At 36.8% G+C, this 16,030-nt stretch carries 18 protein-coding genes; 10 read left to right on the top strand and 8 right to left on the bottom strand.

From position 1 onward, the window contains the following. Nucleotides 1–119: 119 nt before the first annotated feature. From M2372_RS01670 to M2372_RS01690, 5 genes are all read right to left on the bottom strand, one after another. The gene (locus M2372_RS01670) at nucleotides 120–467 is read right to left on the bottom strand and encodes a hypothetical protein (protein ID WP_123318635.1); all 348 of its coding nucleotides are present in this window, start codon (nucleotides 465–467) and stop codon (nucleotides 120–122) included. Between the two features lie 71 nt (nucleotides 468–538). Beyond that, nucleotides 539–1,159 carry an alpha/beta hydrolase gene (locus tag M2372_RS01675; RefSeq protein ID WP_123318634.1) on the bottom strand — a complete coding sequence of 207 codons (621 nt, stop codon included), beginning with the start codon at nucleotides 1,157–1,159 and terminating at the stop codon, nucleotides 539–541. A gap of 2 nt (nucleotides 1,160–1,161) precedes the next feature. Then, nucleotides 1,162–2,115 carry a ring-cleaving dioxygenase gene (locus M2372_RS01680; protein WP_123318633.1) on the bottom strand — a complete coding sequence of 318 codons (954 nt, stop codon included), beginning with the start codon at nucleotides 2,113–2,115 and terminating at the stop codon, nucleotides 1,162–1,164. 68 nt (nucleotides 2,116–2,183) lie between these two features. Further along, the gene (locus tag M2372_RS01685; protein WP_123318632.1) at nucleotides 2,184–2,480 is read right to left on the bottom strand and encodes a GNAT family N-acetyltransferase; all 297 of its coding nucleotides are present in this window, start codon (nucleotides 2,478–2,480) and stop codon (nucleotides 2,184–2,186) included. Between the two features lie 56 nt (nucleotides 2,481–2,536). Next, nucleotides 2,537–3,469: a ring-cleaving dioxygenase gene (locus M2372_RS01690; RefSeq protein ID WP_123318631.1), complete on the bottom strand. Its 933-nt coding sequence runs from the start codon at nucleotides 3,467–3,469 to the stop codon at nucleotides 2,537–2,539. 229 nt (nucleotides 3,470–3,698) lie between these two features. Between M2372_RS01690 and M2372_RS01695 the strand changes: the two genes are divergently transcribed. From M2372_RS01695 to M2372_RS01740, 10 genes are all read left to right on the top strand, one after another. Then, nucleotides 3,699–4,172, top strand: a complete 474-nt coding sequence (locus M2372_RS01695) for a Dps family protein (protein ID WP_123319095.1) — start codon at nucleotides 3,699–3,701, stop codon at nucleotides 4,170–4,172. Nucleotides 4,173–4,228: 56 nt separating this feature from the next. Further along, the gene (locus M2372_RS01700; RefSeq protein WP_123318630.1) at nucleotides 4,229–4,924 is read left to right on the top strand and encodes a LytTR family DNA-binding domain-containing protein; all 696 of its coding nucleotides are present in this window, start codon (nucleotides 4,229–4,231) and stop codon (nucleotides 4,922–4,924) included. 48 nt (nucleotides 4,925–4,972) lie between these two features. After that, the gene (locus M2372_RS01705) at nucleotides 4,973–7,186 is read left to right on the top strand and encodes a hybrid sensor histidine kinase/response regulator (protein ID WP_123318629.1); all 2,214 of its coding nucleotides are present in this window, start codon (nucleotides 4,973–4,975) and stop codon (nucleotides 7,184–7,186) included. 4 nt (nucleotides 7,187–7,190) lie between these two features. Then, on the top strand, nucleotides 7,191–8,249 hold the full coding sequence (locus M2372_RS01710; protein WP_123318628.1) for an NADH:flavin oxidoreductase/NADH oxidase: 1,059 nt from the start codon (nucleotides 7,191–7,193) through the stop codon (nucleotides 8,247–8,249). Between the two features lie 113 nt (nucleotides 8,250–8,362). Beyond that, complete coding sequence (locus M2372_RS01715; protein WP_228455651.1) at nucleotides 8,363–8,818, top strand: antibiotic biosynthesis monooxygenase; 456 nt, start codon at nucleotides 8,363–8,365, stop codon at nucleotides 8,816–8,818. A 407-nt stretch (nucleotides 8,819–9,225) separates the two neighbouring features. Continuing rightward, a complete protein-coding gene (locus M2372_RS01720) occupies nucleotides 9,226–10,272 on the top strand; it encodes a cupin domain-containing protein (RefSeq protein WP_185018713.1) in 1,047 nt (348 codons plus the stop codon). A 5-nt stretch (nucleotides 10,273–10,277) separates the two neighbouring features. Then, nucleotides 10,278–10,991, top strand: coding sequence for a YoaK family protein (locus M2372_RS01725; protein ID WP_123318626.1), 714 nt, complete (start codon nucleotides 10,278–10,280; stop codon nucleotides 10,989–10,991). Then, nucleotides 10,975–11,436, top strand: coding sequence for a redoxin domain-containing protein (locus M2372_RS01730; RefSeq protein WP_123318625.1), 462 nt, complete (start codon nucleotides 10,975–10,977; stop codon nucleotides 11,434–11,436). The genes M2372_RS01725 and M2372_RS01730 overlap by 17 nt, the downstream gene beginning before the upstream one ends. Nucleotides 11,437–11,439: 3 nt before the next feature. Continuing rightward, entirely contained in the window at nucleotides 11,440–11,955 is a 516-nt protein-coding gene (locus M2372_RS01735; RefSeq protein ID WP_123318624.1) for a DsbA family protein, read from the top strand. A 240-nt stretch (nucleotides 11,956–12,195) separates the two neighbouring features. After that, a complete protein-coding gene (locus tag M2372_RS01740) occupies nucleotides 12,196–13,017 on the top strand; it encodes an alpha/beta fold hydrolase (protein WP_123318623.1) in 822 nt (273 codons plus the stop codon). A 228-nt stretch (nucleotides 13,018–13,245) separates the two neighbouring features. On the opposite strand, the gene M2372_RS01745 is transcribed toward M2372_RS01740, so the two are convergent. From M2372_RS01745 to fabD, 3 genes are read right to left on the bottom strand one after another with little or no spacing between them, the layout of a single operon-like run. Beyond that, nucleotides 13,246–13,818, bottom strand: coding sequence for a 4'-phosphopantetheinyl transferase superfamily protein (locus tag M2372_RS01745; RefSeq protein WP_148060730.1), 573 nt, complete (start codon nucleotides 13,816–13,818; stop codon nucleotides 13,246–13,248). Nucleotides 13,819–13,867: 49 nt separating this feature from the next. Further along, nucleotides 13,868–14,470, bottom strand: a complete 603-nt coding sequence (locus tag M2372_RS01750; RefSeq protein ID WP_123318621.1) for a hypothetical protein — start codon at nucleotides 14,468–14,470, stop codon at nucleotides 13,868–13,870. Beyond that, complete coding sequence (fabD, locus tag M2372_RS01755; RefSeq protein WP_185018711.1) at nucleotides 14,470–16,026, bottom strand: ACP S-malonyltransferase; 1,557 nt, start codon at nucleotides 16,024–16,026, stop codon at nucleotides 14,470–14,472. Before fabD ends, M2372_RS01750 begins: the two co-directional genes overlap by 1 nt. Nucleotides 16,027–16,030 lie beyond the last annotated feature (4 nt).

The raw sequence follows: 16,030 nt of genomic DNA on the forward strand, positions 1-16,030 counted from the left end.
GTTTGAGGTTTGAGGTTTGAGGTTTGAGGTTTGAGGTTGAAAGTTATAATGATATCAACATTTATCAAAAATATCTTTTATCTTTTATCTTTTATCTTTTATCTTTTATCTTTTATCTTTTATAAATGAATAAAAAGTGACGTTCTTTCCTTTTTTTCGAGATTTTTGGTTTTGTGACCTTTTCCCGAAATATCTTCCACTAAAAGGATTTCTCCAGTTTGAAACTGTCTTATTTCACCTAATGAAGTTTCGATTTCCACACCTCCATCCAAAAGTACAATGTATTGTTTTTGCGGCGCCTGATGAAAATCAAAATCGTAATCAGCAGAGACTTTTCTGAATTGTAATTTTTTGACATTAATATCTTCTGATAAAAATCCAATTTCGCCTTGATTGATTAAAAGGATTTCGTTGTCTTCAAAATGAGATTCTCCGTTTTCGTCATTAAAAATTCTTGTGATTTTCATAAATCTTTATTTTAATTTGCCACAAATTCACGAATAGAATTTAATCATTCGTGCATTCGTGGTAATTTTAATTATTTAAAAACAATAGAATTCGCCAATTCAATTTCTTCCTGATTAATCGAATGTCCGAAATTAGCATAAACTTTCTCGGTAACATCAGCATTCATTTCTTTCAAAATATTAGCTGTCGCATACACTCTTTCAACCGGAACGTGGAAATCGGGATTGCTCGTTCCCAAGAAAATCGGGGTCTGAGCAAAATCTCCTTTGTAGTTTTCACGGTTGATTTTTTCACCAATCACTCCACCGATAATTGCTACTGCGCCACCAAATTCCTGAGCATTTTGTGCTAAAAATTCCAAAGTCAAACACGCTCCTTGCGAAAATCCGAAAAAGTAAATATTTTCAGTTTTGATTCCTGTATCCAAAGCAGTCTGAACTGTTTTCCCTACAGTCTCGATGGCTGACGACAGCCAAGGTTCGTTTTGCTCTGCTGGTGCAATGAATGAAAAAGGATACCAGGCTCCATTGGTTGCTTGCGGCGCCAATAAAGCGTAATCTTCCACATTCAAATGTTGAGATAAACTTAAAATATCCTGCGCACTTCCGCCTCTTCCGTGAATCATTATTAAAACTCTTTCAGCTTCATTCAACGATTTCCCTCCTGTTTTTATATCTAAAATATGACTCATTTTTATCTGTATTTTTCTGTTGGATAATTGATTTTTGGCAACACATCAATCAAATATTCTCTTTTTTCCTCAAACTGTTCAGGTAACATCAAATCTTCTCCCAAAGAAGCCAATTCCTCATCGACATCGAAGCCCGGACCTGAAGTTGCTATTTCAAATAAAACACCGCCTGGCTCTTTGAAATATACAGAAGTAAAATATTTTCTGTCTTTCACTTCGGTATGCTCTAAACCGAATTTATTTAATTTTTCAATCATTTCAAGTTGAGTTTCCGCATTCGGAGTTGCAAAAGCGATGTGATGTACCGTTCCTCTTCCTGCCAAACCTTTTAGAGCAGTTGGCGTGCAAAGCAAATCCACATATTTTCCAGGTTTATCTTCTGTTCCAAATCTGAATCGGTCTGAACTTTCTGCAATTAATTGATGGTCCATCTGAGTAGTCAACAAAGCTGCGGTTCTTTCGTAAGCATCCAGCCAAATTTCAACGTGGTGAATTCCTTTGATAGCAAAATCTTTTGGAATAAATCCATTATCGTAACCTTTTCTATCATCCTTCTCATTGAAAACCAATTCCAAACCCAATCCGTCAAAATCTTCCAGATAAATAAAAACTTCACCCGAAAATCTTTGCTGAGCCTGTTTGAAAGGAATATTAAATTGTTCCAAACGATTCGTCCAATAATCCAGAGCATCCATCGAAACCGAGAAAGCAGTTGTATTCAACATTCCTTTTCCGTGTCGCCCATTGACCAAACCTTTTCCATACGGGAAAGTTGTCATAATCGTTCCCGGCGTTCCAAATTCGTCCCCGAAATAAAAATGATACACATCGGAATAATCAAAATTGACGGTCTTTTTCACTAACCGAAGTCCTAAAATTCCGGTGTAAAAATCGATATTTTCCTGAGAGTCGCCTGTGATGGCTGTTACGTGGTGAAGTCCTGTTATTAATGACATTTTGGTTGTTGGTATTTGGTTGATTGTTGATTGTTTTTAGTGTTTTTATTTTGGTTTAATTTGAAAATTTATGCCTCTTCCTTGAACCAAACGTCGTTATATTCTTCAGGATTTCTCTTGAACTGCGCGTGAACATACGGACAAAGGGGAACGATTTTCAAATCGTTTTCTCTGGCGTAAGAAACCAATTGATTTAATAATAATTTAGCAAAACCATTTCCTGCATATTCGTCGTCCACTTCCGTATGATAAACGGTTAGCTTATCTTTAATCACCGAAATATCCATTTTTCCTGCCTTTTTATCGTCTGAGAAAAGCTGAATCTCGCCTTTCACATTTCCTAAAACTACTTTTGTTGTTTCCATAATAATATTTTTTGCTTATTGCTAAGTTATGAAGGTTAAAAAAATTGAGTGATGACCTATGATAATTTCGGTAAAGTCTGCTCAATTCTTTCACGTAAAGCTTCGTGTTGTTTTGGAAGTTTTAAGTTGGTTCCCAATTCGTTTAAAGACTCATCCACAGTGAATCCCGGATTATCCGTTGCAATTTCAAATAAAACACCGCCTGGTTCACGGAAGTATAATGAGTAGAAATAATCTCTGTCGATTTTCGGAGTGATATTCAATCCTGCAGACATTACTTTTTCACGGAATTCCATTAAAACATTGTCATCTTTCACTCGGAAAGCTACGTGATGATTGGTTCCTGCAGCATTTCTACCAGCTTGAATTTTATCGTTTTCAATAATGTCAACAAGATTAGCTGTTTCAATCGCATCGGTTGCAAATCTATATCTTTCGCCTTCCTGTTTCTGCAAATCGTATCCGAAAATATCGGTTAAAACTTTGATGGTCGGGTCAGCTTTTTTCAATGTTAAAGTAATGTTGTGGAAACCTTTCAAAGCATTTTCGTCTTTAATATCATCGGTTGTCCAAACTTTTCTGTCGTTTGGTATTGAAGATTCGATGAATTGCAATTGTAATCCATCTGGGTCTTGAAATGAAATCAGTTTTTCACCAAAAATTTCACCTTCCTGAAAATTCACATTGAATTGTTGAAATCTGTTTTTCCAGAATTCCAAACTACTCTTCGGAACTGAATATCCAATGTGCGTTACCAAACCAGAACCATTGGTTCCTTTACCAATTCCTTCCCAAGGAAAGAACGTTAAAATTGTTCCCGGCGTTCCTTCTTCGTTTCCGAAATAAAAATGATAAGTTCCGGGATCATCAAAGTTGACGGTTTTCTTCACTAATCTCACGCCTAAAACCTGAGTATAAAAAGCTAAATTTCTTTTTGCGTTGTCTGCAATCGCTGTGATATGATGTAGTCCTAATATTCTATTTTCCATTTTGTTGATTGTTTAATTTTGATATGACAAATTTATGGAGGTTAGAAATCCTTTACATTTAACTAGTTTAATAAATTACATTTTGGATAATTTTTCTATTCAATATAAAATCTCATTAAAAATTGAATTCAACGACTCATTTTGCCCGTTCATCGAAAAACCTCTCAATTCCAAAACATTTCGTCCGAATTTTACATCACTAAAAGAGAACAACTTAAATCTTACTATTATGAAAACAAAAATCGGAATCACAGAACAAAACACACGAGCGGTAGCAGACCAATTGGCAAAACTTTTAGCAGATGAAACGTTATTGTACATCAAAACAAGAAACGCTCATTGGAACGTAACCGGAGATAATTTCCACGCCAACCATATTTTCTTCGAAGAGCAATACAAACAATTGGACGAATTAATTGACAGCGTTGCCGAAAGAATGAGAAAAATTGGACATTACGCTCCTGCAACCATGAAAATGTATTTGGAACTGACCCATCTTACCGAATACAGCGACAGAACCAATGATGGTTTGGGTTATATGAAAGATTTATTGGCGGACCACGAAAACATTATCGAATTTCTAAGAGGAAACATCACTCCTTTTGCAGAGGAATTCAAAGATTTTGGAACCAGCGATTTTATCACAGGATTGATGGAAACGCACGAAGAAATGGCTTGGATGATTCGTTCATATTTCAGATAATTGGGAAAACAAGAAAGGAATAATTATATTTGTATCAACCATAAATAACTATTCCTATGAAAGCTTTAATCGTTGATGACAATGATATTGCAAGAACGACTCTTGCTCATTTAGCAAAACAAGTTCCGAATCTCATCATTGAAAAAGAATATTCCAATGCGATTGAAGCTTACAATCATCTGCAGACCAATCACGTCGATTTAATTTTCCTCGATATTGAAATGCCGGAAATGACCGGAATCGAACTCACGAAAAACCTTATCGGAAAAGATACAATTATCATTTTCACCTCATCCAACAGAGAATATGCACTCGAAGCTTTCGAACTCAATATTGCAGATTATATCTTAAAACCTGTAATGCCTGCGAGATTTTTACAAGCTGTAAGTAGAGCTCAGGCAATTATCGACAGCCGTAAAGAAAATGTAGAAGTCATAAAAGATGAATTTCTTTTCGTAAGAGATTCCAATATCACAAGGCGTTTGAAGCTGGATGATATTTTTTATGCAGAAGCAATGGGCGATTATGTTAAGTTCTACACGAGAGAAAAAATGTTTGCCATTCACGGCAAAATGAAAACCGCTGAAGAACGCCTTCCAAAAGACAATTTCATCAGAGTTCATCGCTCTTTCATTGTTTCTGTCAGTAAGATTGACACTTTACAAGATGGCGGAATTATGATAAACGGAAAATTCATTCCCGTTGCAGATGCTTACAGAAAAGCTCTTAATACGAGGATGAATGTTTTCTAAATACGGTGTTTGGCCTATCTGATTTTTCATCCATTTTTATAATTAATTATGAAAAAAACATCCTCAGTAATGGGTAACAAACGATTCAGTTATTTTATAATCCTTACGTTTATCGCAGGAACATTATTGTTGATTGCGGTTCAGATTAATTCGACTCAAAATACCAAAGAGCTGATTCAGAACAACAACACTTTACTTAATGAACTCCGTTCCAGCAATCATTTGCGCGAAATTGATCGAGATATTTTAGGTGTAGAAAGCCGAATCAGAGCTTCCATCGCTACCAATGACATCACTCATCTCCACGGAATAGACCAGAAAATTGACGAAGTGGAAAATTTTCTCGACTCCCTTTCAAAAGACAATAATGATGCCCAAGAACAAAAACTGATTCACAGACTCAGCGTTTTAGCTTTGGAGAAAAAACTCGTAAAAGAAAAACTTCTGTTGCGTCACTCTACCATTGGAGATATGGATGACCAAACTTCGATTGCCAACCCAAGAGCGAGAAAAATTTCGAATGAAATTACCAATATCACAGCAAAAATCTATGCAAAACGTCGTTTGGACATGGTCAACCTCAGCAAACAAAGTGAGGAAATGGGACAGAAAGCAAGATTTTATGATATTTCTTTGTTAGGATTGTTGATTTTGAGTGGCGGATTTGTTGGGTTTCACATCCTTCGTCAGTTCAAAAGACAACGTTCCCTTATTGAAGAACTGAATATTGCTGAACAAAAAGCATCAGTCGCCGCACAAACCAAAGAGAATTTCCTCGCCAATATGAGCCACGAAATCAGAACCCCTTTGAGCGGAATTTTAGGTTTTACTAATCTTTTACAGAAAAGAGATTTAGACAAAACTTCGGAAGAATTCGTGTCTTCCATTCAGCGTTCTGGAGAGAATCTTATGGCAATTATCAATGATATTTTAGACTTATCAAAAATTGAGGCTGGAATGATGAGAATCACTTCTGGAACTTTTAGCATTAATGGTCTGGTTAATTCTGTGGAGACATTTTTTGTGGAAAGAGCCAAAGAAAAAGGATTAAAAATTTCGAGTAAAATTGATGTTTCAATTCCGGATACTTTAAATGGCGATGCTACGAGATTAACTCAAATTTTGGTCAATCTCATCGGAAACGCCATCAAATTTACACATCAGGGAAATATCAGTATTGAAATTTACAACAAACAACAAACTGAAAAAGAAGTTGTTCTCGGTTTTAAAATCTCAGATACGGGAATTGGAATTGATAAAGATAAATTAAAGGAAGTTTTTGAAAGATTCAATCAAGGCGAAGATTCTACCACCAGAAATTATGGTGGAACAGGACTCGGTTTATCGATTGTAAAAAGCTTAATTCAATTGCAAAATGGCGACATCGAGGTCACGAGCGAACAGGGAAAAGGAACTACTTTTCACTTTTTTATTCCTTATCAGATTTCAGAAGAACAGTTGAATGTTAATCCAAAAGTCGACACTCAATATTTTAAAGATAATTCTAATGCACCTCTGAAGGTTTTAGTTGTTGATGACAATGAAGTTAACCAAAGTCTGATGAAGCATCTTCTTTCTCAGTGGAACATCGATTTTGACATTGCAACCAACGGTTTAGAAGCGGTTGAATATCTGACAAACAACGATTGCGATTTGGTTTTAATGGATATTCAAATGCCACAAATGGACGGTTATGTGGCAACACAAAAAATCCGTGAAGAACTTAAACTGAATCTTCCCATCATCGCAATGACCGCTCACGCTTTGGCGGGCGAACGTGAAAGATGTATGAGCCGTGGAATGAACGAATATATTTCAAAACCTATCAAAGAGGAAGAATTATTCAAATTAATTTCAAATTTTGGGTTGAATGAAGCTGAAAAAACGGAAACGAAAACCAAAGAAATTGCGCCTGTTTACGAATTCATTGAACTTTCTTATATAAAATCCATAAGCGATGGTGACCAGGATTTTGAGAGAACCGTGACGCAACAATTTTTAGATAAAGTCCCGACTCATCTTCAGGAAATGAAATCAGCTTATGAAAATAAAGATTTCAAACTGTTAAAATTGAGAGCGCACGATTTGAAATCGAGCGTGGCAATAATGGGATTACTTCCTTTGCTGGAAGAAAATCTCAACATTTTGGAATTAACCAACGAAGAAAATTCAACATCGAAACAGGCTTTGGAAGAAATAAAAGATATTCTACTGAAAGCTTTTCTCGAAACCAAATTATTTTTACAGAATATTAAATCTTAAAACAATGAACTTATTTAGTCCCATAAAACTTCGCAGTCTTGAACTTAAAAACAGGATTGTGTTATCCCCTATGCAGCAATACAGCTCAAAAAACGGAATACCAAGCAATTGGCACCTTGTTCATCTCGGAAGCAGAGCCGTAGGTGGTGCCGGACTGATAATGACGGAATGTACCGCAGTTTCCGAGGAAGGATTAGCGACTTTGAGCGATGTAGGAATCTGGAATAATGAGCAGAAAAATGCGTGGAAAAACATTGTCGATTTTGTGCACGAACAAGACGCAAAAATCGGAATTCAGTTGTGGCATGCAGGCGGAAAAGGCAGCCTGAAACATCCCAACGAAAGAATGAAACCTCTTTCTGACGATGAAGGTGGCTGGACGGTAAAATCTTCTTCCCCAACAGAAATGAACGGCGTAATTCCTCAGGAATTAACTGTGGATGAAATTCAGGAACTTAAAGAGAAATTTGTGAATGCTGCAATTCGGGCTGTAGAGGCAGGCTTTGACACCATAGAACTACACGCCGGTCACGGTTATCTTTTTCACCAGTTCTACTCCGCTGTTATCAATAAAAGAAATGACGAATATGGTGGAAGTCTGGAAAACAGAATCCGTTTTCTTGTAGAAACCGTAGGCAAAGTAAGAAGAGAAATTCCGGACGGAATGCCATTACTCGTAAGAATTTCAGCAGTTGATTATCTGGAAATACCCGACGCGTGGACTTTGGATGACAGCCTGGTTTTAGCGAAAATATTAAAAGAAAATGGCGTAGACCTCATCACCGCTTCGGGCGGGGGATTTGCCAACGTGAGCAAAGACCGTGTTTTCCCAAATTACCAGGTACCATTTGCGTCCACCATCAAGCATCAGACGGTGATTGCAACCGGTGCGGTTGGGATGATTACCGAGGCTGTTCAGGCGAATGACATTATTGTGAATGATGATGCCGACTTGGTTTTCATCGCCAGAGAACATTTGCGTGACCCCTATTTTGCATTGCATTCTGCCATCGAACTGGAATTGGATACAGAAATTCCTTGGCAATACAAACGAGCCTTTTAAATTTATAAAAAAACGAATGTTATGGAAAGACAAGGCGCATCAGTTGTAATTACCCATCATATTTTGGATGGAAAACAACAAGAATACGAACAATGGCTTAGTGAAATGTTCCTTTGACCAAACATTCCGAAGGTTTTATCGACCATCAGATTGTACGCCCGATTCCGAATTTGACTTTTGTTTATACTGTAATTATCCGTTTTGATACGATTGAAAATTTAAAAAAATGGATGGAATCTGACAACCGAAAAAAAATGATTGAAAAAGTGAGTCCGTTGTTCCGAAAAAATGATAATTACAAAATAAAATCCGGTCTCGATTTCCTTTTTGAATCTAAAAGTGAAACTAAAGTTCCCGTTCGTTGGAAACAATATTTAGCGACTTGGTCAGCGATTTATCCTCTGTCATTATTGATTCCGTTGGTACTTCTACCCTTTTTAAGGTTATTAAAAATACCTACGAATCATTATTTTGATGGACTAATTATTTCTGGCGGAATTGTTTTCCTGATGGTTTATGTCGTGATGCCGAATTACACGAAGCTGATTCGGAAATGGCTTTATAAATAACTAGAGATTAACTAAAATCAATTTAAAATCATTGGGGTTTTCCAGTGATTTTTTTATGTATCTTGTCATTCTGAAAGAATCCTGATTGCCTAGATTCCTATCGAAATAACAAACTGTATGTTCTGTTTTTCGCAAACCAAGATTACTTTGCAGTTTGTTTAAAACAACCTTGTTTGTAACCAAATGACATTTACTTTTCACTTCAACAATGCAATTTGAAGCGAAATATCACCTCTTTAATCTTCCTCCTATTCTCTCTCCTCTTTTACCAACTATTCCTTTCAAATTCCCACCGACTCATTTTGCCCATTCATCGAAAGCTGTCTAAAAAAAAGCATTATCCTGTGTAGTTTTACAATAGAAATTAAGAACAAGAAACAAATTAATCATCACTAAAAAATAATATTATGAACACCGAGAATTTAAGCTTCAAATACGAATTAGAGAAAAAAGAACCACGCACAAACGATGGCGGAATCACGAGAGGCGCTTCTGTAAAAGATTTTCCAGCATCAATCGGAATCGCAGGCGTTTCTATGAGATTGCAGCCAGGAAGTATGAGAGAATTACACTGGCACGCCAACGCTGCGGAATGGGCTTACGTAATATCCGGAACGGTTCGTACTACGATTATTCATCCTGATGGACATAGTTATACAGACAATTTTGAGCCGGGTGATGTTTGGTATTTTCCAAAAGGGTACGGTCACTCGATTCAGGCGACGGGAACGGAAGAATGTCATTTTATTTTAATATTTGATAATGGTAATTTTTCTGAAGACCACACGTTCAGCGTGACGGATTTTATTTCTTCAGTTCCACCTGAAATTGTCGCTCAGAATTTAAATTTAACTTTAGAGCAAGTGGCAGCGTTACCTCAGAAAGAAGCCTATTTCGCAGCAGGAATTGTTCCAGATGAAATGTCTTTCGTAGCTGAAGCCCGTCCGAATGAATCTGATATAGAACTGACAAGTTTCCATCGTTATCCTTTGCATTCTCAACAGCCGAGAATTGTTCCCGGTGGTGGCTTGCAAAGATTGGTTACCAGCAAAGAATTTCCGATTAGCAGTACAATGTCTGGTTCTATTTTGGAATTGCAGCCGGGAGCCTTGAGAGAAATGCATTGGCATCCGAATGCAGATGAATGGCAATATTTTATTTCAGGGCAAGCGGAAATGTCGGTTTTCCTTGCAGAATCTACCTGTATTACAGAGCAGTTCAGTGCAGGAGATGTAGGTTATGTACCAATGGGAGCCGGACATTACATCAAAAATACGGGCGATACGGTTTGTAAAGTCCTGATTGGATTCAACAGCGGACATTACGAATCGATTGATTTGAGCGAATGGCTTTCCGGAAATCCGAAAGATGTAGTGGTTACCAATTTTGGCTTGAAAGAAGGTGAAATTGAGAAATTTCCGACTGAGAAAGTATTCATTCAACCTGAAAAGTAACCGTTTTGATTGCGGAAACAAAGTCTCTTTTATTATCTAATCAAATCAGAATACAAGAGAGACTGGCGATATTCTTAGCGTTCATCGCAGGATATACAGACGCCGTTGGTTTGATAAAATGGAAAACCTACGTTTCCTTTATGAGTGGCAATACCACTTCACTCGGAGCAGCATTTTCCAACGGTAAAACAGAAGTCATCAGTACTTCGATTACGGTCATTGCTTTCTTTCTTTTAGGAATTTATGCAGGAACTTGCCTATCATTGTGGAAGCGGATTAAGAACCAAATATTAACTTTTTATCTCGTTTCCGGAATTCTGATTTTCTATACAATAATTGCGCATTTTTATGATATTAATAATTTATCATCTATTGCAATTGTGGGATTTTCAATGGGAATGATGAATACAATTGTAACGTCTGTCGGAAATCAAAAAGTAAATACCGATTTTGTGACAGGAACTTTGAACAGCTTGGCAAGAAACACCGCAATGCTGAGTATTACTAAAGATCAAGCAGAAAAAGAAGAATATAAATCTAACTCGATTCATCTTTTGCTATTGTGGATTGGCTTTTTATCTGGCGCGTTTACTGCTCTTTTCCTACTCGATTATTTAGGGAAATGGATATTTATACTACCTGCTTTATCATTAATAATTTGCGGAATATTAATTTCAAAATTAAACTGTAAAAACTACTATAATGCTACAAAAAAATGACGTTGCCCCCGATTTTACATTGTTTGCAACACCCGACCAGAAAATTACTTTATCAGAATTCAAAGGGAAAAATGTGATTCTCGCTTTTTATCCCGCAGACTGGAGTCCGGTTTGCAGTGACCAGATGGCTTTGTACAATGAGACTTTGAAGTTTTTCCACAAATATGACGCAGAACTTTTTGGAATTTCTGTGGACAGCAAATGGTGTCATCTTGCCTTTTCTCAAAACAGAAATCTACATTTTCCTTTGCTCGCAGATTTTGAAGCGAAAGGAGAAACAGCAAAACAATACGGCGTTTATGATGACGAAGAAGGCGAATGCAAAAGAGCATTGTTCGTTATCAACAAAAAAGGAATCATCGAATGGAGTTACTTATCTCCTACCGCCATCAATCCGGGAGCAGACGGAATATTAGAAGCTTTGGAAACACTTAACACCAAATAAATTATGTCACTTAAACCATCGGTCGGCAAAACTGACCACGCCCAAGGTAACTTGAATTCAGATTTAGAAATTGTAGAATACGGGGATTACCAATGTCCATATTGTGGAGCCGCTTATCCGGTTTTGAAAGAATTAATGAAGGAATTTGGAAGTCGGGTAAAATTTGTTTTCAGGAATTTTCCACTTTCCGAGATGCATCAATATGCAAGAATTGCAGCGATTGCGGCTGAAGCAGCGAATTTGCAGGGGAAATTCTGGGAAATGCACGATGCAATTTATGAAAATCAAAGAGAGTTGAACGAAAACTTCCTAATGACATTGGCAGAACAATTGAAACTGAATATTCCTCAATTTGAAAAGGATTTGGAGAGTTTGAAACTGGCGGAAAAAATAGATGCCGATTTTGAGAGCGGGATTATGAGTGGTGTGAACGGAACGCCTTCTTTCTTCGTTAATGGGAAAAAATTTGATGGCGGAGCCGAAGATTTACTTGAGTTGGTAAGGGAAAATGAAGCTTAACTATATATTTTGCCTTTTCAACGATAGTTTGAACCTAAACGATGAATAGAAAAACAAAACCCGCAATAATCATTGTAGCTTAACATCAGTTAAGATATCAAAATAAAAAATATTCAGCCAAATGGATGATATTAAACTAGATTAATTTCTCAGAAGTAAAACCGCCATACATTTGCTAAAGAAATAAGACAACAAAAAATAAACAATCAATAAATTATAAACATTTAAAAAAATTAACTTATGAGCACACTAAAATTAAAAGACGGAACAGAGATTTTTTACAAAGACCAAGGCGAAGGACCAACTTTGATGTTTCACCACGGATGGCCATTATCTTCAGACGATTGGGATGCACAGGTGATTTTCTTTCTTCAAAGAGGTTTCAGAGTTGTTACTCACGATAGAAGAGGTCACGGTCGTTCCAGCCAGAATATTTACAATCACACAATTGAGCAATATGCTTCTGATGCGGCAGAATTGGTAGAATTTCTTGATTTGAAAGATGTAGTTCACATCGGTCACTCAACTGGTGGTGGCGAAGTAATCCGTTATGTGGCAAAATATGCAAATGGGAGAGCAAAAAAAGCAGTTTTAATAAGTGCAGTTCCGCCGATTATGGTGGCAAGTGATGAGAATCCTGACGGCGTTCCAATGTCAGTGTTTGATGGCATCAGAGACCAGACTTTAAATAACAGAAACCAATTTTTTATTGATTTGACTTTCCCTTTCTATGGTTACAACAGAGAAAGTGCCAATGTGAAAGAAGGCGTGCAAAGAAACTGGTGGAGACAAGGAATGATGGGCGGAATCGTTGCTCATTATGACGGAATCAAAGCGTTTTCTGAAACGGACCAAAGAGAAGACCTAAAAGCAACTGAAATCCCTGTTTTAGTTCTTCACGGGGAAGATGACCAGATTGTACCTTATCAAAATGCAGCTTTGAAATCAATCAAATTGTTGAAAAACGGAACTTTGAAAACGTATCCAGGTTTCCCTCACGGAATGCCGACAACTCATGCAGATGTTATTAATAAGGATTTGTTGGAGTTTATTGAGGGTTAAATCTAGAAATATATAAGACAAAAAGGTAAATCATAATGATTTATCTTTTTTTTTGCAATTGAATAAAAGAAATATTATTCTTCAATATCCTCAATATTTTTTTCTAATTATCTGGTTTTTTTTGCTGTGAAAGAATCTACAAATTGAAATAATTTTTAGAAATTCTACAGCAAATATTTCGATTTTTTTTTGGTCTCGTGTAATTGACAAATACTGCCAAATAAAGATTTAAAATGTGGGAAAAACAAAAAAAGAAATCTCAAAATAATTTCCTATATTTTTGATACCACCAATTTCAAAAATCTGCAAATCTGAAGTAAAGCCGATCTGTAAAGCTTTAGCCAAAGATTCTTTGCTGCACCAGAATAAAACATGTTGATTTGCATTAAGCTCAGAGGCCAGTTTTTTCTCTGTATCTTTTGCAGAAATAAGATCCAGCCAGTTTTTTGAATGATGATTAAATTCCACATCAATTCCGGCAAGAATCCTTTCATCAAAAGCAAAACCCGCGGATATATTTTTACTGTGAGATACACTAATCTTTACATGAGACGGTATCACCGTTTTTACAATCGGCTGGAAAAAAATTCCTGAGTCAATTAAAATTTCGGTGGGTGGGAGATTCAACAGAGCTGAAAGAGACTTCTTCGCACTGTACTTCCCATGCAAATAAGAAAATTGTCTGCTTTGAAATGAATAAGAATTAAAAACCATTTCTTCCTCCATATGCAAAAAATCTTTCCTGATCTCGCGAAGCCGTTCAAAAGGACAATCCGAAATCGTGATGATTCCATTGTACAACTTGTTTTTGCTTTTTATGGAGAGAGAAATGGTTTTATTTAAAATATTTTTAGTGATGATTAACAATTAATTCGTAGTGACAAGAGCTGTCTTCCTGAAGTTGCAGCACCTTCATTTCAAATGAAACATCCAGCTTCATGCCGTCGCAGATTCCCCGAATAAAGTCTTTTATAACAGGCCATTCAAGGGATTCAGAAATATGAAACTGCTGAGTTGCTTTATGATAACGGTCTATACCTTTTACCTGTAAGTGCAGTTGATTTTTATTTAATACATCAACTTCAAAATTATACTCGGGGCTAGAAGTAAAAACCGTCGCCAATAAAATTTTCGTCATATCCGGAATACTTGACGTAAGATTTGGGTGGATATTCAAATTGCGCAAGGCCGTCTTTGTTCCCAAGTCATAAAAAAAGGCCTCAGAAAGCTTACGAATCGCCTCTTCACCAAAAAGTTCACCCGTCTGTTTCAGCATTCCAGCATAGAAAGCGCCTGTAATATCCGAAAGACGCTGCACTAAAAGTGGAAAAGTGGGCGGAAAAAAATCTGTGATAAATTCTTCCTTATTCATATCCTGAAGATAAACATCATTTTTCCTGAACTCTGATAATACCAGATAAGTGTCCGGCAACTGTTTTTCTGTTGTATTCATTATAAAGATTTTAAAATTAATTTTGAAAGCATTTCGGGATGATCATTGATAAAAAAATGACCGCCCTCCAGGTGATGAAATTCTATATCTCCATAAGAATAACTTCTCCATTCCTCAATTTTGTGAGCATAGGTTTCCTTTGTGCCCATAATCGCTGTAATCGGTGTTTTGATACGGCTTCCGCTGTAATTGCTAACAGAATCAAGCAGTTTAAAATCAGCCCTTAAAATAGGTTCGGCATATTCGAAAAAGGTATGGTTATCGATGAATGTCTGCGGCATCCCGCCCATAGCGATCAATCTTTCAGCAAATTCTTTTTGAGGAAGCTGATGAAGCACTTTGAGGGCATCTGTATTGATGATCGTAGGTCTGGGAACCCCGCTCACGATCAGTCTAGCCGGCTTTTTCCCCGTTTTTTCAAGGCGGTACGTCACCCAATGTCCTAAAATGGCACCCAAACTGTGTCCGTAAATAACGTCATACTCAGGATCTATTTCTGTGCTGATCTGCTGGTAAATATCGCCCATCGCATCGTAAAAAGAATCGAGAAGTGATTCTTTGTGACGCTTTCCTCTGCCTGGTAATTCTAACGGAACCCATTCAAAATCGTCAAGATACGGCTGTAAAAACTGATAAGAATACCGATTTCCACCTGCAAATGGCAGTAAAAACAGACGTCGTTTCTTTTGAATCCCGTTTTGCTTAATAATATTTTTATCATTAACCGTTTTAATTTCTGTGACCATTTTGGTTAAAAACTGTCCTCCGATTTCTTCAAAATGAGTAACTCCTTTATTCAGCAGATATAAAACGGTATCCGTCCAAAGTACAGAATGACTGATCTGATCGCTCAAGACATTCCTGGCATTTTTTTCATCATAAGGGGTGGCATTCTTATTTGAAATCACGGGAATCTGCATTGGAGAAAACTCAAACTGATCGAGAAAAGAACGGAACAACTGAGATGCACTGTTCATATACCGTGAGTGAAAAGCAGCGCTTACATTTAGCGGAACTATTTTAATTCCTTCATTTTCAAAGTCTTTTAAAACCTCAGAAATGTCATCCACCGGACCAGAAAGTACAGTTTGTGAAGGTGTGTTATAATTCGCAATATCTATTTTTTCATGATTTGCTTTTTGAAGGATTTTTTTAATTGTTTCAATATCACAACCTAAAACCACAGCCATCCCGCCATTTTTAGCAGCAGCCATCAGTTCACCCCTTTTTTTTACTAATTTTAATCCGGTTTCAAAATCAAAAACTCCTGAAGCCTGCAACGCGTTATATTCTCCTAAGCTATGCCCAATCAAAAAATCGGGAGCAGAATTATTTTTTAAAAACTCCTGGTATCCGAAAGAATTCACCACATACAATGCAGGCTGGGTAAATTCGGTATTGTTTAATTTTTTTTCAGGATCTTCCAGACATAATTTTTTAATATCATATACAAGGATTGCCGATGCCCTCGCTGTTTCAGAAGGATATTGATCAAAAAGCTCTTTTCCCATTCCCTTATATTGAGAGCCTTGTCCGGGAAACATTAATGTTTTCATTCTA

Source organism: Chryseobacterium sp. BIGb0232 (assembly GCF_024810195.1).
Classification (GTDB): Bacteria; Bacteroidota; Bacteroidia; order Flavobacteriales; family Weeksellaceae; genus Chryseobacterium; species Chryseobacterium pennae.

What these genes read in the sequence shown, in the direction of transcription:
- M2372_RS01670 (WP_123318635.1), bottom strand. Translation starts at nt 467, where the DNA reads ATGAAAATCACAAGAATTTTTAATGACGAAAACGGAGAATCTCATTTT.
- M2372_RS01675 (WP_123318634.1), bottom strand. Translation starts at nt 1,159, where the DNA reads ATGAGTCATATTTTAGATATAAAAACAGGAGGGAAATCGTTGAATGAA.
- M2372_RS01680 (WP_123318633.1), bottom strand. Translation starts at nt 2,115, where the DNA reads ATGTCATTAATAACAGGACTTCACCACGTAACAGCCATCACAGGCGAC.
- M2372_RS01685 (WP_123318632.1), bottom strand. Translation starts at nt 2,480, where the DNA reads ATGGAAACAACAAAAGTAGTTTTAGGAAATGTGAAAGGCGAGATTCAG.
- M2372_RS01690 (WP_123318631.1), bottom strand. Translation starts at nt 3,469, where the DNA reads ATGGAAAATAGAATATTAGGACTACATCATATCACAGCGATTGCAGAC.
- M2372_RS01695 (WP_123319095.1), top strand. Translation starts at nt 3,699, where the DNA reads ATGAAAACAAAAATCGGAATCACAGAACAAAACACACGAGCGGTAGCA.
- M2372_RS01700 (WP_123318630.1), top strand. Translation starts at nt 4,229, where the DNA reads ATGAAAGCTTTAATCGTTGATGACAATGATATTGCAAGAACGACTCTT.
- M2372_RS01705 (WP_123318629.1), top strand. Translation starts at nt 4,973, where the DNA reads ATGAAAAAAACATCCTCAGTAATGGGTAACAAACGATTCAGTTATTTT.
- M2372_RS01710 (WP_123318628.1), top strand. Translation starts at nt 7,191, where the DNA reads ATGAACTTATTTAGTCCCATAAAACTTCGCAGTCTTGAACTTAAAAAC.
- M2372_RS01720 (WP_185018713.1), top strand. Translation starts at nt 9,226, where the DNA reads ATGAACACCGAGAATTTAAGCTTCAAATACGAATTAGAGAAAAAAGAA.
- M2372_RS01730 (WP_123318625.1), top strand. Translation starts at nt 10,975, where the DNA reads ATGCTACAAAAAAATGACGTTGCCCCCGATTTTACATTGTTTGCAACA.
- M2372_RS01735 (WP_123318624.1), top strand. Translation starts at nt 11,440, where the DNA reads ATGTCACTTAAACCATCGGTCGGCAAAACTGACCACGCCCAAGGTAAC.
- M2372_RS01740 (WP_123318623.1), top strand. Translation starts at nt 12,196, where the DNA reads ATGAGCACACTAAAATTAAAAGACGGAACAGAGATTTTTTACAAAGAC.
- M2372_RS01750 (WP_123318621.1), bottom strand. Translation starts at nt 14,470, where the DNA reads ATGAATACAACAGAAAAACAGTTGCCGGACACTTATCTGGTATTATCA.
- fabD (WP_185018711.1), bottom strand. Translation starts at nt 16,026, where the DNA reads ATGAAAACATTAATGTTTCCCGGACAAGGCTCTCAATATAAGGGAATG.